This is a genomic window from Rhizobium laguerreae (assembly GCF_002008165.1).
GTDB classification, from domain to species: domain Bacteria; phylum Pseudomonadota; class Alphaproteobacteria; order Rhizobiales; family Rhizobiaceae; genus Rhizobium; species Rhizobium laguerreae.
Map to the genome: position 1 here is coordinate 1 of NZ_MRDM01000009.1, position 25,879 is coordinate 25,879.

Here is a 25,879-nt window from a genome sequence, read left to right on the forward strand (position 1 = left end):
TTCCATTCCCTTCGTCTTTGCCGGAAACTGGCTGAATGAAGTGCGTGTTCTCGGCCGCTCTTTCGAGGAGTTCATCGAGGCAATTGAGCGCGGCGAAGGTTGGTAAGGCCATTCGCCTGGCGGTCTGGCTAGCCATGCCGAGGGGATCGCGCTCGAAAGCGCAAGTTCGAGAAGCTCCTTTTTAAAAACTTGATGTGCGCAATTATGTGCATATATTGTGCATTGAAAGTGAGCGGAGATTAGATATGGCACAGGCTCAGGCAGCACATCCTTACGCAGTCGTTTCGGGGTTTGTCGATAGCCTTCAGGAGCCGCGGACACCTTATATTTCGCCGTCGCGCCTGTCGAAGGCGCTAGGCGTCAAGGTGGCGAACCTCGCGGAATTGACCGGCGTTCACCGTAACACCTTGCGCAATCCGTCCTCCGAGCGCCTGCAGGGCAGGATGCGGGAAATGATCAAGGCAATCTCGGCAGCAGCGGAACTGAGCGGCGATCTTCAGAAGGCAATCTATTGGTACCGAAACGAACCGATTGCCGACTATGGTCATCACACAGCGGCAGAGCTTGTTGCCGATGGTGAGATCGAGGCTGTGTTGGCGTATATCCGGGACCTGGAGAATGGAGCGCGCGGGTGAAAATCACCCGCATTGGCCCGGACGCGGTCTTTCATCGCTACCTGACACCAAAATGGGCATTTCTTCCGATCAGCGGAGCCGGCGCCGCCATTGATGGCGGCGCTTCAATCGCCCCGGTGTGGAGGCTCTCTATCTTTCCGGGGCACCCCAGACCGCGCTCGAGGAATACCGACAGGGCGCGAGCATTACTCCGCCGGCTACGCTTGCCGCGTACAAGATCACGCTTGGCGAGGTCGCCGACCTTTCGGAAGGATTCGATCCGCTTCATTGGGATGAAGCTTGGGCTAAATGGGACTGGGCATGGCGAAAGATCGCCCGGATCGACAAGAAGGTGCCTCCGTCCTGGAAGCTGGCTGACGAGGTCATTTCGGCAGGCTGTCGGGGGCTTCTTTTTCCATCACTACGGCATGCTGGCGGAACCAACCTGGTAATTTTTCCGGCCAATCTTGCTGCTGGCGATGAAGTAAGTGTTCACGATTCAGACAACCGATTGCCGCGCGATCAGTCGTCTTGGCCGCACTAGAAACGAGGATTAGCCGAAGGTTTCTTGGACATGCATTGGGTCGGTGTATTCCCTTGCGCTCGCAATCTTTCCATCGCGGATCTTGAACAGAATAAAGTATTCGTTCTCGTAGATCTTGCCGGACTTCGTGGTTGCCTGCGATCGCGCCTCAGCAGCGATGCTATCTCCTTCGCCGATCAGGTTGATGACTTTCATATCAAGACCGTTCGAATAGGCCGTAAACATGTTGCGGAACATGCTCGCAGCTTCCGTTTTCGTCTTTGTCCCGGCCGACGGAAACAGGTGCGGCTTTCCATTGACCCACCAAGTTGCGTCCTCTGTCATGCCGTCAATTAGACCATCAGCATTTGATGTCTTAAAGTGATTGCAAAACTCGCGCACGATGCGCTTGTTGTCTTCAACGCTCATATCGTTTTCACCATTGTTGTTGCGGCTGAATGCGCTTCGCGTGACGCGATAAGCCAGCCTGTGCCATTTCGACGTCGACAACTGCGTGACCGTATTCCGGCGGTTGTCGGCCCCGGCGGACTGGTTCAAAGGCCGAACTGCTTCCTGTCGCCGCGCCAGTCGGACGACTTCAGAAACTGCTCCCAGGAAAGCGTCTCCGGATTCAAGCGGCGGCTCCATTCCAGATCGTGTTCCTTGTCGAAGTAGCCGTACTCGACCGCAAATTCGACCATGCCGATCAGTTCATCGACAAGAAGCTCATTGGCGCCGAATGCCGGAAAGTATTGTCGCTTATCACTGAATCGAATGCGGGGTCTTTCGCTGTCAACGACTGCGCGCCTTCGCAGCCACGCTGAGCCTCCAACCTCCCGCTACGTCATTGCCCTGTCTCCGACCCGTCCTATCTCTTGCGCGGGACGGTCAGCGAGAGAGGACGCGCATGCCGATAGACAATGCGAGATCGGCTCCGATGCAGCCGGGTGTACCTGTGGAGGAGCTGAAGGCGGCTTTGGGGACGAGCTGGAAGGAGCCGAGCCTACAGGCGGAAGGCCATCTCAATATCTTCACGCACGACAGTGAAGTATCGAGGTTGAAATGACCATCTCCATTCGAGTCGGTAAAAAAACCGACGCCGAGGCGGCCATCGCGATCCTGCGCCAGTCTATAACGCAATTGTGCAGCGCTGATCACCACGACGATGACGCTGAGATTGCGATTTGGCTCTCCAATAAGACTGCCGGGTCCTGGGCAGCATGGATCAATCGCGATGATGCCACAGTTCTAGTCGCAGAACTTGCGGGCAACATTGTCGGGGTCGGCATGGTGGATGCACAGGGTGAAATCCTGCTCAATTATGCTCACCCCGACGCACGCTTCAAGGGAATAAGCAAAGCGATCTTGCTCGCGCTGGAGGCCCAGGCCCGCGCGCGCGGGATAAAGATGTGTGTCTTGGAAAGCACCCAAACCGCCAAGACGTTTTACGAGGCTAGAGGATACCAGGCAGCGGCGGGCAGCCCCCTTCACCTTTCCAAACGGCTGTAACCTGCGTTGGGGTCGAGAGGCGCGCGCTGGGAACCGCTCGTTCCGGGTCCGTCTGGGCCAGTGCAGGATTTTTATCGGACCGGAGGACCGACTTGCGAAGGCAAGGAGGCCGTCGAATATCCGACGCCCGAGCTTGAGGCGGTGCTCGGCAAGACGCTCGGCGTGCCGCTGTTTCAAGAGTCGGCGATGAGGGTGGCGATGGTCTGTGCCGGCTTTACCGGCGGCGAGGCCGATCAGCTGCGCAAGTCGATGGCGACCTTCAAGTTCACCGGCGGCGTTTCGCGGTTCAAGGACAAGCTCGTGTCGGGCATGGTGAGGAACGGCTACACGCCGGAATTCGCCGAAAAGACCTTCTCCCAGCTCGAAGGATTCGGAAGCTACGGCTTTCCGGAGAGCCATGCGGCTTCGTTCGCGCTGATCGCCTATGCGTCGAGCTATATCAAATGCCATTATCCTGAAGCCTTCTGCGCGGCGCTGATCAATTCGCAGCCGATGGGTTTTTACGCGCCGGCGCAGATCGTCGGCGACGCGAGGGCGCATGGCGTCGAGGTGCGGCCGGTCTGCATCAATCGGTCCCGGTGGGACTGCACGCTGGAGCGGAGCGGCAGTTCTGGCCGCCATGCAGTTCGGCTCGGTTTCCGACAGGTGAAAGGACTGGCGGTCGCTGACGCCGCGCGCATCGTCGCGGCACGCATGGACAATGCCTTTGCCTCGGTTGATGATATGTGGCGGCGATCTGGCGTGCCATCGGAGGCGCTCGTCCAGCTTACCAAGGCCGATGCCTTTCTGCCCTCGCTGAAGCTCGAGCGTCGGGATGCGCTGTGGGCGATCAAGGCGCTGCGCGATGAACCCCTGCCATTGTTTTCGGCGGCTGCCGAACGGGAGATGGCTGCAATCGCCGAGCAGCAGGAGCCGAAGGTGGCACTTCGGCAGATGACGGACGGGCATAACGTCATCGAGGACTACAGCCATACCGGTCTGACATTGCGGCAGCATCCGATCGCCTTCCTGCGCAAGGATTTGTCAGTGCGCAACATCATCACCTGCGCCGAGGCGATGAATTCGAGGGACGGGCGGTGGGTCTATACATCAGGCCTTGTGCTGGTGCGGCAGAAGCCGGGATCGGCCAAGGGCGTCATGTTCATTACCATCGAGGACGAAACCGGGCCTGCCAACCTGGTCGTCTGGCCGACGCTGTTCGAAAAGCGCCGGCGGGTTGTTCTCGGATCCTCGATGATGGCGATCAATGGCCGGATCCAGCGGGAAGGGGAGGTCGTGCATCTTGTCGCCCAGCAGCTGTTCGACCTGTCAGCCGACCTTACCGACCTTGCCGATCGCGATGAAGAGTTCAAGCTGCCGGCCGGCCGTGGCGATGAGTTCGCCAGAGCCGGAGGGCCTGATCCACGGGACAAGCCGAAGCCTGTTGTCGCCGCGCGCGACATGTTTGTGCCTGACCTTCATATCGATACATTGAAGGTGAAGAGCCGGAATTTTCACTAACAAAACCCAGCGCGATTGAACACTTCGCACGAGTGGCTGCGCGGTGATCGCCTGAGGCCGAAGCGAGGTCCTGCGGCTCTTGGCCTTCCTCCAGTGGCGCTTGACGCCGCCGATCGGCGCCCATGCCTGGGTGAAGATGCCGAGCTTGCTGTGCGCTCGGTCAGAGCCTTCTGGACGAAGAATGCAGTTCGACCTGGTGAGCCAACGGCCAGTCGTTCAGGCCACTTGCCGAACTCCATGTTTGCCAGCGCGATCACGAAATTGGGCGATATCAGCGGCAACTGCAGATCACATTTGTTCAAATAATGTTGCGATGCAATATGCTCCGCGGCTCTTCTTTTGCTCTCGTCTTGTCCTTTATTGTGCACGTGCGAACAGATCGCTTCTGCAACCCGCCGGACGAGACAATCCTCCCACTGTCCGGCCAGAAAGAGGATCCGAATATGGGTGATCTCCTGAAAGGTATCTCCAGTTTTCGCGGCGCCGTGTTCCCGACCCATTCCGCGCTTTACCGCAAACTCGCGCGCGAAGGCCAGCAGCCACATGCCCTGATGATATCTTGTGCCGACAGCCGCGTGATGCCGGAAACCATAACGCAGTCCGGACCCGGCGATCTCTTCGTCTGCCGCAATGCCGGCAATATCGTTCCCCCCTTCTCGACCCTCAATGGTGGGGTCTCTTCCGCAATCGAATATGCCATCCTGGCGCTCGGCGTCAGCGACATTGTTGTCTGCGGTCACTCCGATTGCGGGGCGATGAAAGGGCTGTGCCTCCCACAAATGCTGGAACCAATGCCGAATGTAGCAGCCTGGCTGCGGCACAGCCACGCCGCTTATTCGATTGTTTGCCAGGCCTATCCCGACGATCTTTCCGACGCTGAGCGTGTACGTGCGGTAGCGATGGAAAATGTGGTCGTACAGATTGACCACCTGAAGACCCATCCATCAGTGGCGGCAAAGCTCGCGACCAGCGAAATCACACTCCACGGCTGGTTCTTCGATATCGAGACGGGTGAGGTCCAGGTCTATGACGGGGTTCTGGCCAGGTTTACGGAGGTACAGGAGGGGGAGCCGCTGCCGGTCGCCTTCACAGGACGAGGCCATCCGCATGTCATGCCGCGGATTGCCGCAGCGCTTGCAGGGGAGTAGTGCCATGACAAACACCGGCTCTGTTTCACGCGACCTCGCTTCGTCTCTCGTGGTTTTCCTTGTTGCTATTCCGCTCTGCCTGGGCATTGCAATCGCATCGGGGGTGCCCGCGGCCATGGGGCTGATCTCCGGTATCGTAGGAGGGCTGGTCGTGGGCGTGCTGGCAGGCTCACCTCTTCAGGTCTCCGGGCCTGCCGCCGGTCTTGCCGTGATCGTCTTCGGCTTCGTCGAACAGCATGGCATTGCCATGCTCGGTCCTGTGCTGCTCGTTGTCGGACTTCTGCAGATCGTGGCGGGCTTCCTGAGAATCGGCTCCTGGTTCAGAGCGATTTCTCCGGCCGTCGTTCATGGCATGCTGGCCGGCATCGGCATTTTGATCATCCTCGGACAGATCCATGTTCTCATGGGTGCCAAGCCCGCAGCAGGCGGCATAGAGAACGTCACCGCCATCGACGAGAGCGTCAGCCGGTTAACCGGCACCAATGTCACCAACGAGGCCGTCGCACTGTTGGTCGGCCTCATCGCTCTTCTTGCGATGGTGTGTTGGGAGAAATTCCGCCCGAAATCACTGTCGCTGGTCCCGGGAGCTCTTGTCGGTGTTGCTGCCGCTACAATCTTGACAATCAGGCTTGAACTCCCGATCGCCCGCGTGGACGTGCCCGCCTCTCTAGTTGACAGCATATCCTTTCCGACGGCCGGGAATTTCGCCCAGCTTGTGCAGCCGGGCATTATTTTAATGACGTTGATGATTGCCGTCATTGCAAGCGCCGAAACGCTTCTTTCCGCGGCCGCCGTCGACCGAATGCACGATGGAGAACGTACCCGCTTCAACAAGGAACTATTCGCCCAAGGCGTCGGTAACGGCCTTTGTGGATTGCTCGGGGCATTGCCGATCACGGGTGTCATTGTTCGATCATCGGCCAATATCCAGGCTGGAGCTCGCACGCGCACCTCGGCAATATTACATGGCGTTTGGATCCTGGCGTTGGTGGCGCTTTTACCGGGCGTGTTGGGAATGGTGCCGTTGACGGCGCTTGCCGCCGTCCTGCTCGTCACTGGCTGGAGGCTGATCAGTCTCCACCATGTGCGTCACTTGTTCGAGCACCATGGTCTCGTACCGGTCGGAATATGGGCAGTGACGGTGGCCATGGTCGTCCTGCAGGATTTGCTGGTCGGCGTGGCGCTCGGCCTTGCGCTGTCGATTCTGGAAATTCTCCCCTATCTGCGTCGAAAGCTTGTGATCAGGCATGCTGAGGTCGATAACGAAATCCATGTCCGTTTGCGCGGAGCGGTCACCTGCAAAGACGTGCCGGCGATACTCAGCACGTTCGAAGGGCTACCCGACGGCCGTAAAGTCAATATCATCGGCAAACACCTGTTTTACATTGATCACACCAGCGCTGAGACCATCAGCGAATGGCTTAGGCGCGAGACGAAATCCGGCCGAAACATCGAGATCCATCCGCCTCGGGCGGCACGGCATCCCCGCCTGAAGCCGCTATTTGCGCGGTTTTCTGCCGAAGTTGCATGACGTTTGCGGGAGGGCGATCCGTTGCCCTCCCTGTCTCATTGCGCTGAGCTGTAAAGTCAATTCGGTCGGATCGGTCTCTTCGACATGGACGACGTCTCCGAGACGCTCTTGGAAGTGAAGCGGCGTGCTGCGACACTCGTCGCCGTGGCAAGGCCAGCAACCGCAAAAACGATTGTACCTTCATACCCTTCAATACAAAATCAGACCCTGGGCTGGCGCAATATCGTCGCTTCACGGCTTATCGTATGCACGGGCCTCTATTCTCGCGATATCGCTGACGACGCTGGCACATGTTGAGTGGGCACCGCTTGCCCAGATGCTCGATATCAATCCGTCCGTTCGTATCGGCTGCCGTAGCGAGGCCAGTCTCGACTAACGATGAGCCGTTGACGTTCGCCTGCCCACATACACGGTGCGCAGGAACTGTTGCGCCACGTTCACTGAACGTACGCACACGCGACGTACGAAGATCCGTATATCAACTTGACGGGTACGTCATTTTGACGTACACATAACCACACAGTTACACCCGAAGAGGAGGCGACTATGCTTGCTTTCAAAGACATGACCGCCGAAATCGATGAACCAAACGACGCACGTATGGGCTTCCGTACGAAGGCGCGCATCAAGACGGCAATTCAACGCGCTGCTGCGCTGTCCGGTGTAGACGACTCCGCTTTCACGATCAACGCTGCTTATCAAGCCGCCATGACGACGATCGCCGTCCATGAACGGACCTTTTTGCAGCCAGCCGATCATGCTGCGTTTTTTGCTGCACTGGACAACCCGCCAGAGCCGACAGATAGACTTAAGGCTGCTTTCAAGCGTCACAGCGAGACTGTCGTTTCAAAATAATGCCGCAAAACGAAGCGCCAAAGCCAATCATCGAGCCGCTCGATCCCCTAAAACATGATCGGGCGGCTTTTTCGTGCGGCATTGAGCAGGTCGACAATTTCTTTCAGAAGACCGCAAACAAGCTTCAGAAGAGCGACAATGTTCGTGTTTTCGTAATGACGCAGGACGCAGGCCCGGTGATGGGCTTCTACGCCATCAACAGCCACGCTGTTGATTATACGGAGCTTCCGAAAAGGTTCGCCCGCGACCGGCCGGGACATGGGTCAATTCCCGCGGCCTACATCTCAATGATCGGTCGCGACTTGAAATTCGCTGGCAGCGGATACGGCGGTGACCTGCTGATCGACTGCTTGACGCGAATAGCGCGTATCTCGGATGACATAGGTACGGCAATCGTCTTGCTCGATGTCCTGGATTGCGGTGATGCAGAGCGGACCGAGAGACGAGTAAAGCTTTACAAGGAATACGGCTTCCAGCCTCTGCCAACAAATGCGATGCGGATGTTCATCCCAATCGCGACGATCAAAAAGATGTTTGACTAAAACCCTGCCGCTCATGGAGTTCTCGGCGGGCCTGTCGTAAGGATTTCGTCATGAGTTTAGAAGGTGAGGTCTCGTCGACCAGGGGTGCAGCGAGACCGACTGCAGCCCAGCTAGGATCGCGAAATCCGGGCGTGCAAGAACCCCATCTTCGAAGACCCGATCAGCGGTAGGTTGAATTCCGGTCATGTCCCACGTCTCTCAAAGAGTTCCATAAATCGCCGTTATCCCACTTGAACCCATGATCAGGTCTGCGGGTCGCATTCATTCAAGGCGCTCGACTGGGCGTACGCTTATTTAAGAGCGCTTACCTTAGCTGCTTCGTTATTTAAGCGAAGGCCCACTTGCTTAAATAGTAGCTGAAAATCATAATCGGCCTATGTCTGATTCCGAGCTAAATCAGCGGTTCGGCCGCTTTGTCGAAACAGCAGTTGCTGGCGAAACCGTGCGGGCATTCGTACCTCCGCCATTGCCGCCTATGCCTGCCATTGATGTGCTTTCACTTCTGGAGCGTCTTAGCTTGGCGGAGCGAGCTCTCGGACGGCTAGATGGTATCACGATGCTGCTCCCTCGTCAGGAGCTCTTTCTTTACATGTATGTCAGGAAGGAAGCTGTTCTTTCCTCGCAGATCGAAGGAACACAGTCAACGCTCTCCGATCTTCTGCGTTTTGAGACGGAAGCGCAGGCGGGACAACCTATCGATGATATCCGCGAAGTTTCGAACTACGTCGATGCCATGATGTATGGTTTGGAACGACTGGAATCTCTGCCAATGTCCCTACGCCTGATCCGTGAAATGCACGCGCGATTGCTGCAAAGTGGGCGCGGCGGTACCAAGAATCCCGGCGAATTCCGGCGCTCGCAGAATTGGATCGGGGGGACACGACCTGGCAATGCGCTCTTCGTGCCGCCACCTGTCACGGAGATGGACACCTGCTTGGATGCGCTCGAAGGTTTCATGCATGAAGATCGGTCGCGGCTGCCTGCACTCATCAAGGCCGGCCTTCTGCACGTCCAGTTCGAAACGATCCATCCATTCCTGGATGGCAACGGTCGTATCGGCCGCTTGCTAGTCACGCTCTACCTTTGCATGAATGGGGTTCTGCGTAAGCCACTACTGTATCTAAGTCTTTACCTGAAGACCCATCGAACGGAATACTATCGACTGCTCCAGGAGGTCCGCGAACACGGCAGTTGGGAAGGTTGGCTCGACTTCTTCCTTGCCGGCGTCGCCGACACCGCAAACCAGGCTTTTGACGCCGCCACTCGGATCGTCGAGGTGTTCAAGGAAGACCGCGAGCGCATCACAACTGACAGCGACCGAGCCGGTTCAGCGCTTCGCATCCATGATCTTTTTCAGCAAAATCCGTTCCTGACGGCAAATCAGCTTGTTCAAAAGACGGGCCTATCGGCCCCTACCGTCAATGCGGCACTCACCGATCTGGAGCGGTTCGGCATAGTTGAGGAGGTGACCGGCCGCAAGCGTGGTCGCGTTTTCAGCTATAGACGGTATCTCGCGATCCTTAGTGAAGGCACCGATCCTCTTCCCGCAGCAGTTTGAAAACCAACCAATTCACCGGTCTGCGGTTCGAGTCCCATCAAGGCGGTCACTTAGTTGATGTCAATGGCTTGTCACAGCTAATCGACCGCTGCTCGACGGATTCGAAGAGGAGCGGGAATGTTATCGCCAGAGGTTGGCGGAGTACCCGCGGCGGCTTTCCTCCTACCAGTCGCGGCAGGCTGACAACTTTGCCTTTGCTGACGACCCGGCTGAGAAGCGTGGGAAGTTTGCGTGAGGTGGAGGAGGCCCTGGCGAAATCCGCCTGTGATGACACTGAGGCGCAGAGTATTGCTGCCTGATTCACTTTTGCTGACGCAACGCCTCGGCCAGCTCGCCTATGTTTCGGTTGCGAGATTCAGCCGGTAGCGCGTCGCCTTGCGCTCGCCGGTGCGCAGCAGTGCGCCCTTCTCGACCAGGTCGGCTAGATCGCGGGTTATAGTCGAGGGCGGAGCGCCTGTGATCGTGGCGTAGTTGCCGGCGCTCAAGCCCCCGGTGAAACCTTCAGGACCCTCGGCGAGCATGCGAAGAAGGACCTTCTCCTGTCGCTGGTTCAGCGCGCCACGCAACCTATCCATAAGCCGTGTCTTTTCGATCAGGAAGCGGACCAATTCGTCCGCGGAATACTGGGCTTCGAGCGCCCGATCCGCGAACCATGAGAGCCAGTCATCGATAACGAGCGTGGAGCTCGCCGCCTCCAGCATCGCGTAATAGTCCCTGCGGTGTTTCAGCAGCGATTTCGATAATGCGCTGAAAGTCGGAGTCGAGATCGCTCGTGCAAGTGCGCTTTCGGCGATCGCACGGCCGATACGGCCGTTGCCGTCCTCGAAAGGGTGGATGCTCTCGAACCACAGATGCGCGATGCCGGCGCGGGTGACGGCAGCAAGCGGGTGCGCCCCTTCCGGAGAGGTGTGTTCAAGCCATTCGAGAAGCCGGCTCATCTCGACTGCCAAGCGCTCGGATGGAGGTGCTTCGAAGTGTATGCGCTGGCGGCCGAAAGCGCCGGAGACGATCTGCATCGGTTCGTCATGACGGCGATAGCTGCCGATGTCGGCGATGTCCCGGCGGCCATTCATCACCATCCGGTGCCATTCGAACAGCCGCTCCTCGGTGATGGGGTAAAGTGGGTGGCGGTAGAGGTCTGCCATCATCTCTGCAATGCCTGCCTCTGCCGGACTGCTGCGGAGAGGTGCCGCAGACAGTCCGAGTTGCCGCCGAAGGGACGATTGAACGCTGTCACGGTCGAGGACTTCCCCCTCGATGGCTGATGTGCTCAAAGCATCGGAGCTGAGAAGCTCGATCACGACGTCCTCGCGATCGTTCTTCCCGAGATGGCGCATGGTGCCGACCGCGATAGCTGCATTCTCCATGGATGCCAGCTCCCTCTCCCGCAGAAGCTCAGGGTTCCACTCGAACTTCGGCCACCCCGCCAATTCCCAATTCCACGCCATGGGCGATAAACTCCATATTATCGCCCACAATGCCGCAATAATCTGAGCGATAAAAGCAATTTTTTTCGCTCATCACGCCGAGGGCTGTTAATCGGCGTCCAAAATTGGCTTTGACGCAGTTTTGGTGGTGATGGATTTTATCCCGCGCCTATGACGCGGGCCTTGAGGAGGTCAATCTTTCCGCGGCCATACATCTGGCGTTTCGCCAATTTGAGCTTGGTGATCTGCCCTTCGGTCTGGCCATTCGACCATGGCGACGTGATCGCGGCGCTGACGGCTGCACGGTCCTTGACGACGCCGTTCACGAAGGACGCGACCAAGCCTGTTCGACAACGCGATGGTGCGCATCCGGCCGCTCCCCGGCAAACTGCACCTCGTCGAACGGCTCATTCAGGAGCGTCCGGAATTTGTCGAATGCGACAAGATCACCGGCGATGATCCATTCCTTGCTCGTCTGGTAGTCCATACGATCGAGCAGATGGACGACGTCCTCGAAGCGCTCTCAGAACACGCCGTCACCAGCACGGCCGTCATCAAGGGAACGTCCGTCAAACGACGCTTGCCGCCCCTGTAGCAAAAATCAGGATTTTTGCGAAAGCCGGGCAGACGGCATTTCGCCCGGCTTCGGGGCCTTGGGACCCGCACGGGAGTATCATTCGATTCAGCCGCGAAGCCTTCTGTGGGTATCGCGGCCGGTCTGAGCGGCCTGAAGCGGAAGCCTAGTCTTACTTTTGTTCAGATAGTTCCTTGGCGTGCAGCCCATCACGCGCTTGAACGCGCTGGTGAAGGCACTCTCGGATGCATAGCCGAGCGCGGGTGCGATCGCCGAAACCGATCGTCCAACCTCCAGTTCCTCGCCGGCCAGAAGCATCCTCCAGCGGGTCAGGTATTCCAAAGGTGTTTCACCGGCCGCTTCCCTGAACCGCTGCGCGAAGACCGATCGCGACATTCCGGCCTCTGCAGCAAGTTCCTGCAAGGTCCAGCGCTCCGCAGGATTGGCATGCATTGCCGATATCGCCGCGCACAGACGGGTGTCAGTTAGTGCTGCAAACCAGCCGGGCTCATGAACACCTTCCAGCAGATGGAGGCGCAGCGCTTGAACCAGCATCATGTGGGCCAGCTGTTGCGCAATCAACGCGCCGCCAGGCTGACCATCGCGAAGTTCCTCACGCATCCTCGCCACTGACCAGCGCAATGCCGCCTGATCCACATCCTTTCGAATATGCACAATCGGTGGCATCATCTTCAGAAGCATGCCTGCGTGCCGTCCCGCCACGGTAAAGCGACTCCCCACGAGGAGCAGGTCACGGCCATCATTCAGCGTGACGGTGCCACCTGGCAGGGCGGGAGGGAACACGGCCTTCGAATCCATCGGCGAGAGCGTCAAATCGCTGGCAAGGCGAAACGGACGTCCACTTGGGAGGACGAAGCAATCTCCAGCTTCAAGCCTGACCCGCTCACCGATCCCGTCCACCGCCAGCCAACATCCGCCAGCCTCGACAGCGTAGCATTTGATCACGTCGTCCTTGAGCGAAAAATGAAGCGACCACTCGCCGCCGGCCCTGAAACCGGACGACACATAGCTGCGCGTTCTGAGTAGCGACAAGACTTCAGAAAGTGGATCCATACGAATTCCGGACGATCGCGACGATATCGCGGACGGTAGGGCATGGATCGTGCTGCATCAAGCCTCTACGTTTGCATCGACTAGGACAGAAACATCTGTTGCCGATGGAGCGTAATATGTTTCCTATGACTCATTTGAGGCATACTGCAGCCGTCGTCCTTGCCAGCGGACTAGCAGGCAGCGCGCTCGCGCATCATGGGATTACCGGCCGCTACGATGCCTCCAGGCCAATACTCATTTCCGGCATCGTCACGGCAACGACCTTCTCGCCGCCGCACCCCGTTCTTTCCGTCCGTGTCGAGCAAGCAAAGGTCGCTGACGGGCAACTCGGCCGTCCGGACGAGTATTTTGGACCGGTATCAGCTCGTCCCGAGGACCTCGGACAGGTCCGTGAGGTCGAACTTTCTCCGGTCCGCATGTTTTACGACCTCGAAGCTAAGGTAAAGCCCGGTGATCGCGTCACACTGGTTGCGCTTCGCAACTGCCTGCCCCCGCATCAGTTGCGCAGCACCTGGATACGGCTGAGGGACGGGGAGATGCTATCCTACTCCAGAGACTGGGCGCCGGGAGTGGACGGATGCTAGCCTTGATGTTTCAAGAGATCGAGAACCTTGGCGTTGTTCGGCTGATCGTTGCGGTGCCGTGGGTCTATCCTGTGGTTTCGGCCTTGCACATCATCGGCATAGGGACCCTGCTGGGCTCGATCGTCGCGGTCGACCTGCGGCTGTTGCGGATTCTTTGCCCGCAATTCGATGCGGCCTTGCCGGCGCTGGTGAGGATGGCGCTCTGCGGCTTTGCTTTGGCAGCGACGACCGGGCTGTTGCTGCTATCGGTGCGGATTGCGAACTACGCGGAAAATCCGGTTTTCCTCATCAAGATGATGATCATTGCGGCAGCCGGCGGCAACGCGCTGCTTCTGCGGCAGGCGGGGCTGGGCGTTAATCTCGCGGTCCTGGTTGGAAGGCGAGCCGCGCGCTTCTCAGGTGCCGTATCGCTGTGTTTCTGGGTCAGCGCCGTCTTCGCCGGCCGCTGGATTGCCTTCAGTTAAAGGAAGATTGCTATGCGTATCTTGGTGACCGGCGCAGCAGGTTTTGTCGGCTCGGCTGTGGTGAAGGATCTGGTCGATGCCGGACATCGGGTAATCGGACTAGTCCGGTCCGCCGCCGCGGCCGGAATGCTGGCGACCCTCGGGGCGGAAGCCTATGCGGCCGATCTGCGCGAGCGAGACAGCCTGCGGGCGGCGCTGGCTCGGGCTGACGGCGTTATACATACCGCCTTCAATCACGACTTTTCGCAGTTCCGCGCGAACTGCGAAGCCGATCGCGATGTCATCGAATTTCTCGGTGGAGAACTTACCGGCTCGGATAGGCCACTCATCGTCACGTCGGCAATCGGCGTCTTGCCCAAGCACGGGCTCGTTACGGAAGCCACGGACGCTGTTCCTCTGTCCGACGCAGCCGCCAATCCGCGCGCTGCTTCGGAAATTGCCGCCGATGCGGTGGCCGAGCTGGGGGTGCCGGTCTCGATCGTCCGTCTGCCGCCGAGTGTTCATGGCGAAGGGGATCGTGCGTTCGTGCCAACTCTCATCGATATCGCACGGGCAAAGGGATTTTCGGCCTATGTCGGCAACGGCGAGAACCGGTGGCCCGCCGTCCATCGCTGCGACGCGGCCCGGCTCTATCGATTGGCGGCCGAGAGGGCGTCGACCCATGCGCGCTTCCACGCAGTTGCCGAGCAAGGCATTCCCTTGCGGAATATCGCGACCGCAATCGGCACCGGTCTGGACCTTCCGGTCGCACCGATCGACGCAGAAGCCGCGCTTAACCATTTCGGCTGGTTCAATCACTTCGCGGCGATGGACATCCGTGCATCCAGTGCCGAAACGCGCCGCAATCTGGGCTGGTCGCCAGGCGGCTCCACGCTTTTGGAAGATCTCGCTGCAGGGGTTTATTTTGGCGGGAGTTAGCCCGCGCCGATCGGTGCTGCCAAATCTGATAGCGCCGACGGGAGGATTCAATCGGTTGTCCTACGGGCTCTTATCCCAACACGTCACCTGCTCAGAGGAAAGAACCGTCCGAGCAATGCAGATTCTGCCGCAACAACTTCCAATCGAGAGGAGCAACAATGTGCAATGATCCTGACGTCGCGCCGGAGATCCCGGACAACCAACTCCTCGTATCACGGCGAGATGCGATGATCGCAAGCGTCGCGGTTGTCGCCGCCAGCCATTTCGCAGACTCCGCTCGCGCTCAAAGCGGGCCTCGCCAAGCTGCTTTGCCCGTCTCTGCGGATCAGGCGCTCATAATTCGCACGTCGGTTAACGGCCAAACGGTGGAGCTTACGGTTGATGCGAGGACCTCCCTTCTCGACTTGCTTCGCGAACGGCTTGCGCTGACGGGGGCAAAGAAGGGCTGCGACCACGGGCAGTGCGGTGCGTGCACTGTTCACATAGACGGCCGCCGTGTCGCCTCCTGCTTGACGCTGGCAGCCAAAGTCGATGGCCGGGAAGTGCTCACAATCGAGGGCCTTGCCGAAGGCGACACGCTACACCCGATGCAGCAGGCGTTCATCGATCACGATGCGCTTCAATGCGGCTACTGCACGCCTGGTCAGATCATGGCTGCGGTGGCGTGCGTCGCCGAGGGCAACGCTACGTCACGCGAACGAATCCGTGAATATATGAGCGGCAACATTTGTCGCTGCGGCGCCTATGTCGGCATCGTCGCTGCCATTGAAGATGCTGCTGCCAAGATGGGAAGGGGCTGAAAAATGCGCCCATTCACCTACATCCGTCCGGCAACACCTCAAGAAGCAGTCGGTGCTTTCGCCGAAGCCGGCGAAGGTGCACGCTTCATTGCCGGCGGCACCACGCTTTACGATCTTATGAAGCTTATGATCGAGCGGCCGAACTATCTGATCGACGTGACCGCTGTCCAGGGGCTGGACCGGATCGAAACGGTCGGCGATAGGCTTCGCTTTGGGGCGAACGCAGCGATGAGCGCCGTTGCAGAGGATCCCGTCGTCGGGCGCGACTATCCGGTTCTGTCGGAGGCTCTGGCGAAGGCGGCCTCCCAGCAGCTTCGCAATATGGCGACCGTCGGCGGCAATCTCCTCCAGCGTACGCGCTGCATGTACTTCCGCAACGGTGGGGGTGGGATTTATCCCTGCAACAAGCGCGAAGCGGGCAGTGGCTGTGCAGCTATCGGAGGGCTCGATCGCGGCCAAGCGGTTCTCGGAACCAGCCAGGCCTGCACCGCCGTCTCGCCGGGGGACTGGCCGGTGGCCCTTGTCGCGATGGATGCCTCCATCGAGCTTTTGGGACCGGCTGGTTCACGTTCGCTGCCCGTCGGCGATCTCTATCGATTGCCGGGCGATACCCCGCATCTTGAATTTACCCTCGGGCCCGGCGAGATGATAACTGCAATCACGGTGCCGAAGACGCCGGCCGGCCGCCTGTCGACCTACCATAAGATCAGGGATCGGGAATCCTACGCCTTCGCGCTCACTTCAGCTGCGGTAGCGCTGGAGATGAGCGGTGATCGGGTGGAGGGGGCGCGGATCGCGCTTGGCGGCGTGGCAACGCGGCCGTGGCGCACATCCGAGGCCGAAGAGGTTCTGATCGGCCATCGGCTCACGCCGGAACTCGCGCTCGCTGCCGGCCAAGCCGCCTTCCGTGATGCGCGACCCGGGCGGCATAACAGCTTCAAGACAGAGCTCGGCGCCCGCACCATTGCTGATGCCCTTATCATTGCCGCCGGAAGAGGTCGCACATGAGTACCACCGCTTTTCCCGATCGCGCCCGCGTCGATGCTCTTGCCAAAGTGCGGGGAGAGGCAAGATTTGCGGCCGACCTGGTGCTTCCCCGAACGCTTTACGCGATGACTGTCCCGGCCACCATCGCCAAAGGCAGCTTATCCTCGCTGCCCGTTGATGCGGCGCTCCGCGTGCCGGGCGTCGTCCGTGTCCTAACCCCTGAAGATTTTCCGGCACCTCCGCCGTTCAGCGAAGATGGTCCCCCGCCGCCGCCTCCGACCCTGGAAACAACCATCGCCTACCGCGGCCAGCCGGTCGCGTTGGTCATCGCTGAAACGCTGGAAGCTGCGATTGAAGGCGCTGAGGTAATCCGCCCGACCTACGTGGCGGAGGCGTTTGCCTGCGTGATGGAAAGCGCCGGCGCGCGGCGTCAGCCTGCGGATGAAGTCGCATTCGGGGACGCTCCAGCAGCCCTTTCCGGTGCGGCGGCGACGGTAGAGTCGACTTACAATTCTCCCACGCAGCATCACAACCCTCTTGAGCTCATCGCGACGGTTGCACTCTGGGAAGATGGCGCGTTGTTGATCCACGAATCGACCCAGGCCAGTTCACTCGTCAAAGGTGCCGTCGCAGGGGCATTGCGGCTGGATCCAGCCCTCGTCCATGTGCGCGGCGCAACTACGGGCGGCAGTTTTGGGCAAAAGGCCGTGCAACGGCAGACAGCGCTTGTTGCGCGTGCCGCGATTCTGACGGGCCGGCCGGTCAAGCTCGTGCAGCCGCGGGCCCAGATATTTCATACCGCCACCTACCGGGCTCGTACGCGGCATCAGATCCGCATAGGTGCGGACGCGGACGGAACGATTGTCGGTGTGCAGCATCACGTCGAACAGGAGCAGTCGCCAAACGGATATTTCGCTGTCCCCGAATATCACCGGGACGTAATCCGGATGTATGGCATTCGAAACTATCTGGGGACCGGCGCCGATATCCGGCTTGATCGCCAGGATTCAGGCTACATGCGCGGCACGCATCCCCAGCCTGCATTCTTCGCGTTCGAAAGTGCAATCGACGAACTTGCCCATAAGACGAACCGCGATCCGGTCGAATTTCGGTTGGCGAATGACACACGCGTTGATCCGCAGAATGGCCATCCCCTGTCCTCGAGGTTCTTGAACGAATGCTTGAAGGAAGGTGCGCGGCGCTTCGGTTGGTCGCGGCGCTCGCCGGTGCCGGGGTCGATGACCGCGGCTGACGGCAGCCTGATCGGATGGGGCATGGCCTGCGGTATCTACCAGTCGGCGACGACACCGGCGATCGCGACGCTCAGGATCGACGCGCGCGGCCATACCCGCTTTGCCATCTCCGGTCACGAAATGGGCCAGGGCATGCGGACGGCCATCGCGTCGGTGCTGCTTCAGGACCTGGATATCGACCCCGAAAGGCTGGAAATCGCGCTCGGTGACACGAGGGCAGCGCCACAGCACATGACCGCCGGATCCTGGGGCACCAATAGCGTCGTGCCGGCGGCCATGCAGGCGGCGCAGCGGATGCGGGCTGCCGTCGCGGACCTGCTGGACGGCCGGCAGATCTCGGGAAACCTTCACCGGAAGCTCGCAAGCATCCGCCGTCCCTTCCTGCAGGTTGAGGTGACGACCGTGGGACCGGGCCAGGATCAGGCCGCGCTGGAGACCTTGCGTCAGGGCGGCTTTGCCGTCGCCGAATCTGTTTATCCGGAATTCTCGACCTTCAGCTACAGCGCCCATTTTCTGGAGGTGCGCATCGAGCCGCGCACCCGGCGCATTCGGGTGCCGCGCGTGGTGAGCATCGCCGACTGCGGCCGGGTGATAAGCCCGCGTACCGCGCGGAGCCAGGTGTACGGCGGTGTGATCTGGGGCTTGAGCCACGCCTTGCGCGAAGCGACTGAGATCGACCCGCGCTACGGCGGCTACCTCAATGAAGACCTGGCCGATTATGTCGTGCCCGTGAATGCCGACATCGGCGAGATTGAGATCGGCCTGATCGACCAGCCGGACCCCCTCTCAAATCCTGCCGGGGTCAAGGGACTGGGCCAGGTCTCGATGGTGGGGATTTCGGCGGCCGTCGCCAACGCCGTCTTCCATGCGACGGGCAGACGAATACGCGAGTTGCCGATCCGCATCGAACATCTGCTTTAGGGAGAACCTCATGACCACCACACCGTTCAAGGACCGGGCGAGAATTGACGCTGTTGACAAGGTTCGGGGCGCAACGGCCTATGCCGCCGACATTCCCGTGCCGGGAATGCTGTACGCAATGCTCGTACCATCGTTGGTGGCCAAAGGCCGTATCGCGACCCTCCACGTCGAAGACGCCGTCAGTGTGCCGGGCGTGGTGCGTATACTGACGCCAGATGATTTTCCGCCGCCACCGGAGCCGGTGCGCTTCCCCAACGCTGACGCGCCTCCGACCCTTCATCGAGATATCGCCTTCCGTGGCCAGCCGATCGCGCTGGTTGTCGCCGAGACGTTGGAGGCGGCGACGGAGGGAGCTGAGCGCGTGGCGGCGACATTCGAGACACAGCCGTTTGCGGCCACCAAGCGCAGCGCGCTCGCAGTCCGCGAGGAGGCGCGGCCAACCGCTTTCGGCGATGCTGAAGCCGCTCTGGCGCAAGCTACCATGACGGTGGATGTCGAATACGAATCACCAGCCCAGCATCACAATCCGATCGAGCTGATTTCGACGACCGCTGTCTGGACGGATGGCCGGCTGACCATCTATGAAGGGACCCAGTTCGCCAGTGGGATCAAGGAGGTTGTTGCGCGGATCCTGCGGATCGACCCGGGTATTGTCGACGTTAAAAGCCCGTCGGTCGGCGGAGCATTCGGTCAAAAGGGCTGGGTACAGCAGCAAACGGCCATCATCGCCCGGGCAGCAATGTTGCTCGGACGGCCAGTCAAGCTGGTCACCCCGCGGGGGCAGATATTTCACCTTGCCAAGTTCCGGCCGAACAGCACGCACCGCATCAGGCTTGGAGCCGATGCTGCGGGAAAAATGACGGGCGTACATTATGTCGCCGATCAGCAGCAGTCCCGCCGAGGTACCTTTCCGCCCGATTATCATGCTGGCCCCACACGCTTGTACGGCATTCGAAACTATTATGGCGGCGGCGTGGACTACAGGATCGACACCCAACCTCCCGGGCATATGCGCGCACCACACGAGCATCCGGCGTGCTTCGCCTTTGAATGCGCAGTTGACGAATTGGCGTATGGCCTTGGCGCGGACCCGGTCGATTTTCGCATCGCCAACGATACCCGCGTCGATCCCCAGAACGGCCGGCCACTGTCGTCCCGTCATCTCAATGAATGCCTCAGCCGCGGCGCCCAACGTTTTGGCTGGTCGAAACGCACGCCCAAGCCCGGATCCATGCGGGCGGCGGACGGCTCGCTGGTCGGCTGGGGTGTTGCGAGCGGCATCTATCCCGCCCTGGTCACCGCAACCGTGGCGACGCTTCGCATCAGCGCAGACGGTACGACACGTTTCGCGACAACGCATCACGAATTCGGCCAGGGTATCAAGACTGCGATTGGTGCCGTACTGCTCGACGGTCTGGAGATAGACGCGGCAAAGCTCGACATTGTCCTTGGCGACACCACCGTTGCTCCCCAGCAGATCACTGCCGGGTCCTGGGGAACATTCAGCGTGGTGCCGACTGCAGCACTCGCTGTCGAGCGGATGCGCGCCGCGATATCCGAACTGCTCGCAGGCAGGCAGTTTTCCGGAACCATTCATCAGCAGCTCGCCGCCATACGCCGCCCGTTTTTAACTGTTGACGTTTCGCTGCTCGGACCCGGTCAGGATGCTGCAGCACTGGAACGGTTGCGCAGGGGGCAATATGCGATCGCCGGTCCGACCTTTCCCGAATTTACAGCAATGAGCTACATTGCCCATTTTGTTGAGGTCCAGGTCGAGCCGACCACCCGGCGCATCAGGATGCCGCGCGTGGTGAGTGTCGCCGATTGCGGGCGCGTGGTCAGCCCGCGCACTGCGGTCAGTCAGGTGCGTGGTGGCGTCGTGTGGGCCTTCGGCGCAGCACTTCGTGAGGCAACCGAAGTCGATCCGCGCTTCGGCGGTTTCCTTAACAATGATCTGGTGGATTACGTGGTGCCGGTGAACGCCGATATTGGGGAGATCGAGGTCGACTTCATCAATGAACCCGACCCGGTGGCAAATAGCGTAGGGGTGAAGGGACTGGGCGAGGTGGCGATGGTCGGCGCATCGGCAGCTATCGTGAATGCAATCTTTCATGCAACCGGCAAGCGGCTGCGAAAATTGCCGGTTCGGATCGAGCATCTCCTGCAGGTTCCGATTCCATAGAGGTGGCAATAATCAAGTGGGGTCGCGGCACCAAACGTGAAGCGGCAGCGACTGTCATATTTTTATCTAGCTCGCGTCGAAAGTGGTTGGCCCGGCCCCTTGTGCGGATAGCCGCCATCCAAACTCCAGCAATCGCCTCCTTCAGAAGCTACGGCAATCTGCCAGCTTCGATGCCTCCAGTCACATGACATGTTCGCTGTCCCGGTGTCTGTCGTGCACGCCAATGCGCCTTTGCGGCGCCTACGAGCGCATATTTAGGCGAGGGCTGGCATATCCCAAGGAGGGGGCTGCTCAACCGCCCCAAGCTGCGACGGGGATAATTCTGCTCAGACCGGAGAGGGGCCGCCGCGGAAGTATTTGCGACCTTGCCGCGGACGGTGCCTTAAATGAACTGCGAGCTGTTAGTCCGGACGGTTGGCGCCCTCATAACAGTCGCCGCTGTCGAACGGGCGACGATCATCGCGGGTGGTCTCGCCAAACACCGACTGCGCGCTCAGGCTCCCGCAAACGTATGTCAAATCTAACGAAACAGGTTGATTTATACGCCTCTATCCGCTCGGCGAGCCCGTACGGTATCATCGGCATGGAGCACTCTGGCAGTAAAACGGCAAAGCGACTCACGGAGCCATAGGCGTTGATCATGGCCGCGAATGCAGTCGCCGGGTCGAAGGCCATAAGCTTCGCCTCGGCTCGTTGCTATGGGGATGGGGCCACCAAAGGCGTCTAGGTTCCGGAAACGGTCTTCGGTGGCTTGGAGATCGCTGGCTGATGGGGTATCCAGCGATCTCCTTTCCGGATCTTCGAGACCGGGCAGTGGTCCTCTGATCCGATCTCGATTGCATTCAGCCTGCGCCGTCGGGGACGGCGCTTGGCAGCTTCGGCGGCACGGGCAAGCCGGTTGCTCTCCCTTAGCCTAGGCCGCCGTTCGCGAATAGATTCTGACCATCGATCCAGGCACCTTCCTGAGAGCAAAGAAGAGCAATCACGCTGGCGATGTCATCCGGCAGTCCCAGGCGACCGAGCGGCGTCTGCTCGGGAATTCCTCGGAGTGCTTCTTCTCCGTGTTGACGGAGGAGTTGCGTGTCGACTGCGCCGGGAGCTACAGAGTTGACCGAGATGTTGCGGCCGGCTAGTTCCTTCGCGAGGACGCTGGAAAAGAGCACCTGGACGCTTTTTGTGGCCGCATACGCGCCAGTTGCCGGGGGCGGCGTCTTTATGATGCTCGAACTGAGGCTGATGATCCGGCCGCCGTCACGCGTACGCCGCGCCGCCTCGCGCAGAACGTTGAAGCTGCCTTTTACGTTGGTGGCCATCATTCGATCGAATGCCACGTCGGTCATTTGACCAAAGGGGCCGACATTCATGATCCCGGCATTGTTCACCACCACATCAACCCCGCCGAAGGCTTCGTCATTGGCATCAAAGAGCGCCTTGACCGCCGCGGGATCAGCCACGTCCGCTTGGCGAACGATGGCGCGACCGCCAGCCGCCTCGATGTCGGCCACGACCTGGCCGGCCAGATCGCGGTTGGTGAGATAGTTCACGGTCACGGCGTAGCCGTCCTGCGCCAGACGCTTAGCGGTAGCGGCGCCGATGCCCCGCGACGATCCGGTCACAACCGCAGCCCGACCGGCGCCAGGCAGGGTGCCGGTGCCGGCGGTGGACGTCTGCGCCGAGGCCGCGCTCGTCAGGGCGAGAGCCGCCGGCGCCGCGGCGGCGAGGGCCATGAACGTGCGGCGGGAGCTATCAGTATCGGACATTTCAAAAGTCTCCTTTGTTGAGGCTGTTACAAGACTTGGTCGGCAAGGCTGCGCTGACGTCTCGCACGGTGCGCGCCACGCCCGGTTATCTGCGTGGGCGGAAATACCGTTAATGTTGTGGAAGCGGCGACGCTTTGACTTGCGTTCAGCAGGGCGAATGAGACTGGCCTGCTTCCCTGGACGCCGGTGATTTACCTATTTGAACATCTATTGACCGCAAGGGAGTTTCTGTCATGCTCGGCGCACTCCTCGCTTGTTTGGCACCTTCAAGCTAGATGGAGTGCACCGTGAACAGAATGCCCGAACTCTCAAGAAACTTGCCTATTCCTACAAGTGAGGATTCCTTGCCGGATATGGATTGCGTGTTGCATTGGCCTCGCAACAAACCGGAGGCTTGCGTGTCGTCGTCGCTTCTTGCCGCGGTTACCGGCTATATCGAGGGTCAGGGTGGCGGTGAGGGCCTGTTTCCGACCCCGATCGACGGCTTCAACATTGTCCGTTCTTGTCAGGCAATGATGATGCCGATGCGGGCGATCTACAGACCATCTCTCTGCGTCGTGATCCAGGGAGGAAAAGAGATCCTCTTTGGTGACGACATGCTGTCCTACGGCGCGATGGAGTGTCTTGTCGTAAGCGTGGAACTGCCGGCCAGCGGGCGGATCGTTGAGGCGAGCCCCGACGCGCCCTACATCGGGGTCACCATAGATCTCGACGTGACTGTGATGCGCGAGGTGGTTGAACAATTGGATGAGCCGCCTGTCCCACCTGTCAGCCACGGCCCCTGCATGTTCGTGAGCCAGGTCGATGTACCTCTGGCGGATTGCATCCAGCGTCTTGTCAGGCTGTCCGAGACGCCGAAAGCGATCCCGATCCTCTACCCCTCCATCGTACGCGAGATCTGCTTCTGGCTTCTGAACAGCCCGCATGGAGGCGAACTCTACAGGTTGGCGTTACCCGAATCGAATATCGAGCGGGTCGTGAAAGCCATCTCCATGCTGCACACGAACTTCGCCCAGACGCTGCATGTGGAGCATCTGGCCGAGGTCGCGCGAATGAGCCCGTCGTCGTTCCATCAGCACTTCAAGGCGCTCACCTCGATGACGCCGCTCCAGTTCCAAAAGCAGCTGCGCCTTCTCGAGGCAAGGCGACTGATGGTGGTTGAAGCTGCAAGCGTAGCAGAGGCTGCCTATCAGGTCGGCTACGAGAGCGCTTCGCAATTCAGCCGCGAATACTGCCGGATGTTTGGCGCTGCGCCGAAGCGTGACGCGATGAACCAGCAGCGCTTGAATAGCGAATATGCCAGCCGCACAGTTCGTACTGCGTAAATCGCGCGCCGGGAAGGCGGCTTTTTACAGTCTTCGATAAGAGCGGCCTTCTCGAAAAGAAATAGTGTTCTGACGGACGTGCGGAAATCCCCGTTAGACAACGTTCCGTCGCGATGAGTTAATGAAGTCTCAAGTGTCCGAAGCGGCGAGGGGAGCGGTTGCCGGCCAGTTCGATGACGGCCCCAGATATCAATCCTAAGCTATTTGATCTGCTGAAATGTCACGGCGCCAAAGCGACCTTCTTCAAAACGGCGGCGAACATCCGGGCGTATCCTAACCCGACAAGGCGCATCTCCGCAGAAGGCATGCGCTCCGTCCCCACGTGATCCCTAGGTGCTGGCGCGTGCGAGGGTGGATGGCGGTTGTGTGCGTCAAGTTCAGCAAAATTGAACGGTCATGGAGCTGGTCATGCGGCTTGACGCAGAGCGAGTTTCCTGTCTGTTTTCTGGACCTAGCAGCGACCGACACTGACCGCCAGTGGCGGTTTCGGGGTGGCGGTCACGCGCAAGTGACGGGGTATGCTCGAGGCCACCGCTGCTGGAGATCCGGTATATAAAAGAATAGGTCTCCGCCAGAACTCGCTACTTCAGCTGTTTTCCCGACCACCCGGCTAACGAATATATAGCGCGCAGACCGGAATCTCGGCAACATCCGGGCGTGGCGAAGGTGGTAGATGCGGGCGGATGCGAACCCGCCCGCACCTACGGATTTATCGGCCTCTTCCCGCCCGTCTTTTCTTAACTACCATCTCTGGTTACGGACGTATTCGAGGAAAGCCCGCACGGCTGCGCTCGTATGCCGCCGGCTCGGATAATACAGATACCAGCTCGGCAGTTTCTTTTTCCAGTCACTGAGCAGCTCGATAGTTCTGCCTTGTTCGATATCATCACGGACGTAATCCTCGAACAGGTGGGCAATTCCCGATCCCGCGAGCGCGGCTTGCCGCTCTTGTTGCGCTGAACTCAGCGTCAACCGACCGTTCGGGGTGATTTCCACTTCTTCGCCGTCTCTTTTAAATTTCCACGTCACCATGGTTCCGCCGGGGAAACGGCGACGAATACAGTCGTGCTGCAAGAGATCGCGCGGCGAATCTGGTCTACCGCGCCTGCGAAGATAATCGGGCGAGGCCACGATCGCATATTGCAAGGCGGGACCGAGGGGCATGGCAATCATGTCTTGGGCGAGCTGGTTCCCGAAGCGCACGCCGGCGTCGAAACCCTGCTCCACGATATCGATGATCGCAGCATCGCTGATGATCTCGACGTTGACGTCGGGATAGATTTTCATGAACTCAAAGGCCAGAGGGCACAGAAGGTGGTCGGCGGCCGGACCCGGGGCATTGATCCGCACGGTGCCGGATGGGCGCTCGCGAAGCTGATTGAGATCGTCGATCGCTGTTCTGATGTCGGGAAGCGCCGGCCTTAGCCGCTCGAGAAGCTGCTCGCCCGCTTCCGTCGGCGCGACGCTGCGTGTCGTTCGATTCAGCAGCCGGATCCCGAGCGCTTCCTCGAGCACGCTGATCGATTGACTGATGGCGGACGACGAAACGCCCCTGCCAAGCGCGGCGGCTCTAAAGCCGCCGCAGCGCACGACGTCCTCAAAGATCTCTAAGCTGTCTAGGCGTAGCGGTCGCATTGCAAAGTCCTGCTTAATAGGCTGATCCGTTTTCGTTAGCTTATCCGCACGCCCCAGCTGTGTCATCCTTGGAGAACATATAGCTAGGCGGCACCACGGATGATCGCGGCCCTTCCTGCCGACGCTTAAATCAAGAGCAGCACCTGCGAGCCGATATATCAACGGGATCAAAACTATGGGTGAAATCACACTGAA

Annotated in this window: 23 protein-coding genes and 4 pseudogenes; 20 read left to right on the forward strand and 7 right to left on the reverse strand. The window is 59.8% G+C overall.

The window, feature by feature from the left end; all coding sequences use genetic code 11:
• The first annotated feature begins 245 nt into the window (after positions 1 to 245).
• Together BS630_RS06255 and BS630_RS06260 are read left to right on the forward strand one after the other, a co-directional pair.
• Entirely contained in the window at positions 246 to 635 is a 390-nt protein-coding gene (locus BS630_RS06255) for a hypothetical protein (RefSeq protein WP_077976707.1), read from the forward strand.
• Between the two features lie 118 nt (positions 636 to 753).
• Complete coding sequence (locus tag BS630_RS06260; RefSeq protein WP_245310392.1) at positions 754 to 1,158, forward strand: RES family NAD+ phosphorylase; 405 nt, start codon at positions 754 to 756, stop codon at positions 1,156 to 1,158.
• 9 nt (positions 1,159 to 1,167) lie between these two features.
• Here the strand turns inward: BS630_RS06260 and BS630_RS06265 are convergent, their stop codons facing one another.
• Positions 1,168 to 1,695 (reverse strand): nuclear transport factor 2 family protein, encoded by a 528-nt coding sequence (locus tag BS630_RS06265; protein ID WP_077976708.1) that lies wholly within the window; start codon positions 1,693 to 1,695, stop codon positions 1,168 to 1,170.
• A pseudogene (locus BS630_RS06270) lies at positions 1,692 to 1,889 on the reverse strand (NmrA/HSCARG family protein); the annotation flags it as partial. The gene BS630_RS06265 and the pseudogene BS630_RS06270, both read right to left, overlap by 4 nt.
• A gap of 155 nt (positions 1,890 to 2,044) precedes the next feature.
• Here BS630_RS06270 and BS630_RS36980 point away from each other — a divergent pair.
• The 8 genes and pseudogenes from BS630_RS36980 to BS630_RS06305 all read left to right on the forward strand — a co-directional run bounded on the left by BS630_RS36980 (position 2,045) and on the right by BS630_RS06305 (position 9,780).
• The gene (locus BS630_RS36980; RefSeq protein ID WP_158081400.1) at positions 2,045 to 2,203 is read left to right on the forward strand and encodes a hypothetical protein; all 159 of its coding nucleotides are present in this window, start codon (positions 2,045 to 2,047) and stop codon (positions 2,201 to 2,203) included.
• Complete coding sequence (locus BS630_RS06275; RefSeq protein ID WP_077976709.1) at positions 2,200 to 2,646, forward strand: GNAT family N-acetyltransferase; 447 nt, start codon at positions 2,200 to 2,202, stop codon at positions 2,644 to 2,646. Before BS630_RS36980 ends, BS630_RS06275 begins: the two co-directional genes overlap by 4 nt.
• 96 nt (positions 2,647 to 2,742) lie before the next feature.
• Positions 2,743 to 4,146 (forward strand): annotated as a pseudogene (locus tag BS630_RS06280) (helix-hairpin-helix domain-containing protein); the annotation flags it as partial.
• 443 nt (positions 4,147 to 4,589) lie between these two features.
• On the forward strand, positions 4,590 to 5,294 hold the full coding sequence (locus tag BS630_RS06285) for a carbonic anhydrase (RefSeq protein WP_077977035.1): 705 nt from the start codon (positions 4,590 to 4,592) through the stop codon (positions 5,292 to 5,294).
• A 4-nt stretch (positions 5,295 to 5,298) separates the two neighbouring features.
• Positions 5,299 to 6,825: a SulP family inorganic anion transporter gene (locus tag BS630_RS06290; protein WP_077976710.1), complete on the forward strand. Its 1,527-nt coding sequence runs from the start codon at positions 5,299 to 5,301 to the stop codon at positions 6,823 to 6,825.
• A gap of 546 nt (positions 6,826 to 7,371) precedes the next feature.
• Complete coding sequence (locus tag BS630_RS06295; RefSeq protein WP_003563077.1) at positions 7,372 to 7,680, forward strand: type II toxin-antitoxin system TacA family antitoxin; 309 nt, start codon at positions 7,372 to 7,374, stop codon at positions 7,678 to 7,680.
• Complete coding sequence (locus tag BS630_RS06300) at positions 7,680 to 8,222, forward strand: GNAT family N-acetyltransferase (RefSeq protein WP_077976711.1); 543 nt, start codon at positions 7,680 to 7,682, stop codon at positions 8,220 to 8,222. The genes BS630_RS06295 and BS630_RS06300 overlap by 1 nt, the downstream gene beginning before the upstream one ends.
• 376 nt (positions 8,223 to 8,598) lie before the next feature.
• Positions 8,599 to 9,780: a Fic family protein gene (locus tag BS630_RS06305; RefSeq protein WP_077976712.1), complete on the forward strand. Its 1,182-nt coding sequence runs from the start codon at positions 8,599 to 8,601 to the stop codon at positions 9,778 to 9,780.
• Between the two features lie 335 nt (positions 9,781 to 10,115).
• On the opposite strand, the gene BS630_RS06310 is transcribed toward BS630_RS06305, so the two are convergent.
• Positions 10,116 to 11,228 carry a Fic family protein gene (locus BS630_RS06310; RefSeq protein WP_077976713.1) on the reverse strand — a complete coding sequence of 371 codons (1,113 nt, stop codon included), beginning with the start codon at positions 11,226 to 11,228 and terminating at the stop codon, positions 10,116 to 10,118.
• 137 nt (positions 11,229 to 11,365) lie between these two features.
• Positions 11,366 to 11,563, reverse strand: a pseudogene (locus BS630_RS06315) (ISL3 family transposase); the annotation flags it as partial.
• Here BS630_RS06315 and BS630_RS06320 point away from each other — a divergent pair.
• Positions 11,563 to 11,802, forward strand: a pseudogene (locus tag BS630_RS06320) (Lrp/AsnC ligand binding domain-containing protein); the annotation flags it as partial. The pseudogenes BS630_RS06315 and BS630_RS06320 sit on opposite strands and share 1 nt — an antisense overlap.
• An 87-nt stretch (positions 11,803 to 11,889) precedes the next feature.
• Here the strand turns inward: BS630_RS06320 and BS630_RS06325 are convergent.
• Complete coding sequence (locus tag BS630_RS06325) at positions 11,890 to 12,855, reverse strand: AraC family transcriptional regulator (RefSeq protein WP_077976714.1); 966 nt, start codon at positions 12,853 to 12,855, stop codon at positions 11,890 to 11,892.
• Between the two features lie 116 nt (positions 12,856 to 12,971).
• Between BS630_RS06325 and BS630_RS06330 the strand changes: the two genes are divergently transcribed.
• From BS630_RS06330 to BS630_RS06360, 7 genes are all read left to right on the forward strand, one after another.
• Positions 12,972 to 13,439 (forward strand): DUF6152 family protein, encoded by a 468-nt coding sequence (locus BS630_RS06330; protein WP_077976715.1) that lies wholly within the window; start codon positions 12,972 to 12,974, stop codon positions 13,437 to 13,439.
• Between the two features lie 83 nt (positions 13,440 to 13,522).
• Complete coding sequence (locus tag BS630_RS06335; RefSeq protein ID WP_245310393.1) at positions 13,523 to 13,903, forward strand: hypothetical protein; 381 nt, start codon at positions 13,523 to 13,525, stop codon at positions 13,901 to 13,903.
• 12 nt (positions 13,904 to 13,915) lie between these two features.
• Positions 13,916 to 14,821: an SDR family oxidoreductase gene (locus BS630_RS06340; RefSeq protein ID WP_077976717.1), complete on the forward strand. Its 906-nt coding sequence runs from the start codon at positions 13,916 to 13,918 to the stop codon at positions 14,819 to 14,821.
• Positions 14,822 to 15,048: 227 nt separating this feature from the next.
• Positions 15,049 to 15,621 (forward strand): (2Fe-2S)-binding protein, encoded by a 573-nt coding sequence (locus tag BS630_RS06345; RefSeq protein WP_131642924.1) that lies wholly within the window; start codon positions 15,049 to 15,051, stop codon positions 15,619 to 15,621.
• 3 nt (positions 15,622 to 15,624) lie between these two features.
• Complete coding sequence (locus BS630_RS06350) at positions 15,625 to 16,629, forward strand: FAD binding domain-containing protein (protein ID WP_077976719.1); 1,005 nt, start codon at positions 15,625 to 15,627, stop codon at positions 16,627 to 16,629.
• The gene (locus BS630_RS06355; RefSeq protein WP_077976720.1) at positions 16,626 to 18,782 is read left to right on the forward strand and encodes a xanthine dehydrogenase family protein molybdopterin-binding subunit; all 2,157 of its coding nucleotides are present in this window, start codon (positions 16,626 to 16,628) and stop codon (positions 18,780 to 18,782) included. The genes BS630_RS06350 and BS630_RS06355 overlap by 4 nt, the downstream gene beginning before the upstream one ends.
• A gap of 10 nt (positions 18,783 to 18,792) precedes the next feature.
• Positions 18,793 to 20,964 (forward strand): xanthine dehydrogenase family protein molybdopterin-binding subunit, encoded by a 2,172-nt coding sequence (locus BS630_RS06360; RefSeq protein ID WP_077976721.1) that lies wholly within the window; start codon positions 18,793 to 18,795, stop codon positions 20,962 to 20,964.
• Positions 20,965 to 21,872: 908 nt separating this feature from the next.
• Here BS630_RS06360 and BS630_RS06370 read toward each other — a convergent pair.
• Positions 21,873 to 22,724: an SDR family oxidoreductase gene (locus tag BS630_RS06370; RefSeq protein ID WP_077976723.1), complete on the reverse strand. Its 852-nt coding sequence runs from the start codon at positions 22,722 to 22,724 to the stop codon at positions 21,873 to 21,875.
• A gap of 398 nt (positions 22,725 to 23,122) precedes the next feature.
• On the opposite strand from BS630_RS06370, the gene BS630_RS06375 reads away from it, so the two are divergent.
• Positions 23,123 to 24,049: an AraC family transcriptional regulator gene (locus BS630_RS06375; RefSeq protein WP_183594535.1), complete on the forward strand. Its 927-nt coding sequence runs from the start codon at positions 23,123 to 23,125 to the stop codon at positions 24,047 to 24,049.
• A gap of 173 nt (positions 24,050 to 24,222) precedes the next feature.
• Entirely contained in the window at positions 24,223 to 24,375 is a 153-nt protein-coding gene (locus BS630_RS38625; RefSeq protein WP_206108859.1) for a polysaccharide deacetylase family protein, read from the forward strand.
• Between the two features lie 415 nt (positions 24,376 to 24,790).
• Here the strand turns inward: BS630_RS38625 and BS630_RS06380 are convergent, their stop codons facing one another.
• Positions 24,791 to 25,750 carry a LysR family transcriptional regulator gene (locus BS630_RS06380; protein WP_077977036.1) on the reverse strand — a complete coding sequence of 320 codons (960 nt, stop codon included), beginning with the start codon at positions 25,748 to 25,750 and terminating at the stop codon, positions 24,791 to 24,793.
• Positions 25,751 to 25,879: the final 129 nt, after the last annotated feature.

Bases quoted from the DNA above. Each gene is read 5' to 3' on its own strand.
- BS630_RS38625 (WP_206108859.1), top strand. From the start codon at position 24,223: ATGACGGCCCCAGATATCAATCCTAAGCTATTTGATCTGCTGAAATGT.
- BS630_RS06300 (WP_077976711.1), top strand. From the start codon at position 7,680: ATGCCGCAAAACGAAGCGCCAAAGCCAATCATCGAGCCGCTCGATCCC.
- BS630_RS06340 (WP_077976717.1), top strand. From the start codon at position 13,916: ATGCGTATCTTGGTGACCGGCGCAGCAGGTTTTGTCGGCTCGGCTGTG.
- BS630_RS06325 (WP_077976714.1), bottom strand. From the start codon at position 12,855: ATGGATCCACTTTCTGAAGTCTTGTCGCTACTCAGAACGCGCAGCTAT.
- BS630_RS06290 (WP_077976710.1), top strand. From the start codon at position 5,299: ATGACAAACACCGGCTCTGTTTCACGCGACCTCGCTTCGTCTCTCGTG.
- BS630_RS06330 (WP_077976715.1), top strand. From the start codon at position 12,972: ATGTTTCCTATGACTCATTTGAGGCATACTGCAGCCGTCGTCCTTGCC.
- BS630_RS06370 (WP_077976723.1), bottom strand. From the start codon at position 22,724: ATGTCCGATACTGATAGCTCCCGCCGCACGTTCATGGCCCTCGCCGCC.
- BS630_RS06350 (WP_077976719.1), top strand. From the start codon at position 15,625: ATGCGCCCATTCACCTACATCCGTCCGGCAACACCTCAAGAAGCAGTC.
- BS630_RS06345 (WP_131642924.1), top strand. From the start codon at position 15,049: ATGATCGCAAGCGTCGCGGTTGTCGCCGCCAGCCATTTCGCAGACTCC.
- BS630_RS06255 (WP_077976707.1), top strand. From the start codon at position 246: ATGGCACAGGCTCAGGCAGCACATCCTTACGCAGTCGTTTCGGGGTTT.
- BS630_RS06360 (WP_077976721.1), top strand. From the start codon at position 18,793: ATGACCACCACACCGTTCAAGGACCGGGCGAGAATTGACGCTGTTGAC.
- BS630_RS06285 (WP_077977035.1), top strand. From the start codon at position 4,590: ATGGGTGATCTCCTGAAAGGTATCTCCAGTTTTCGCGGCGCCGTGTTC.
- BS630_RS06310 (WP_077976713.1), bottom strand. From the start codon at position 11,228: ATGGCGTGGAATTGGGAATTGGCGGGGTGGCCGAAGTTCGAGTGGAAC.
- BS630_RS06380 (WP_077977036.1), bottom strand. From the start codon at position 25,750: ATGACACAGCTGGGGCGTGCGGATAAGCTAACGAAAACGGATCAGCCT.
- BS630_RS06355 (WP_077976720.1), top strand. From the start codon at position 16,626: ATGAGTACCACCGCTTTTCCCGATCGCGCCCGCGTCGATGCTCTTGCC.
- BS630_RS06275 (WP_077976709.1), top strand. From the start codon at position 2,200: ATGACCATCTCCATTCGAGTCGGTAAAAAAACCGACGCCGAGGCGGCC.
- BS630_RS06305 (WP_077976712.1), top strand. From the start codon at position 8,599: ATGTCTGATTCCGAGCTAAATCAGCGGTTCGGCCGCTTTGTCGAAACA.
- BS630_RS36980 (WP_158081400.1), top strand. From the start codon at position 2,045: ATGCCGATAGACAATGCGAGATCGGCTCCGATGCAGCCGGGTGTACCT.
- BS630_RS06295 (WP_003563077.1), top strand. From the start codon at position 7,372: ATGCTTGCTTTCAAAGACATGACCGCCGAAATCGATGAACCAAACGAC.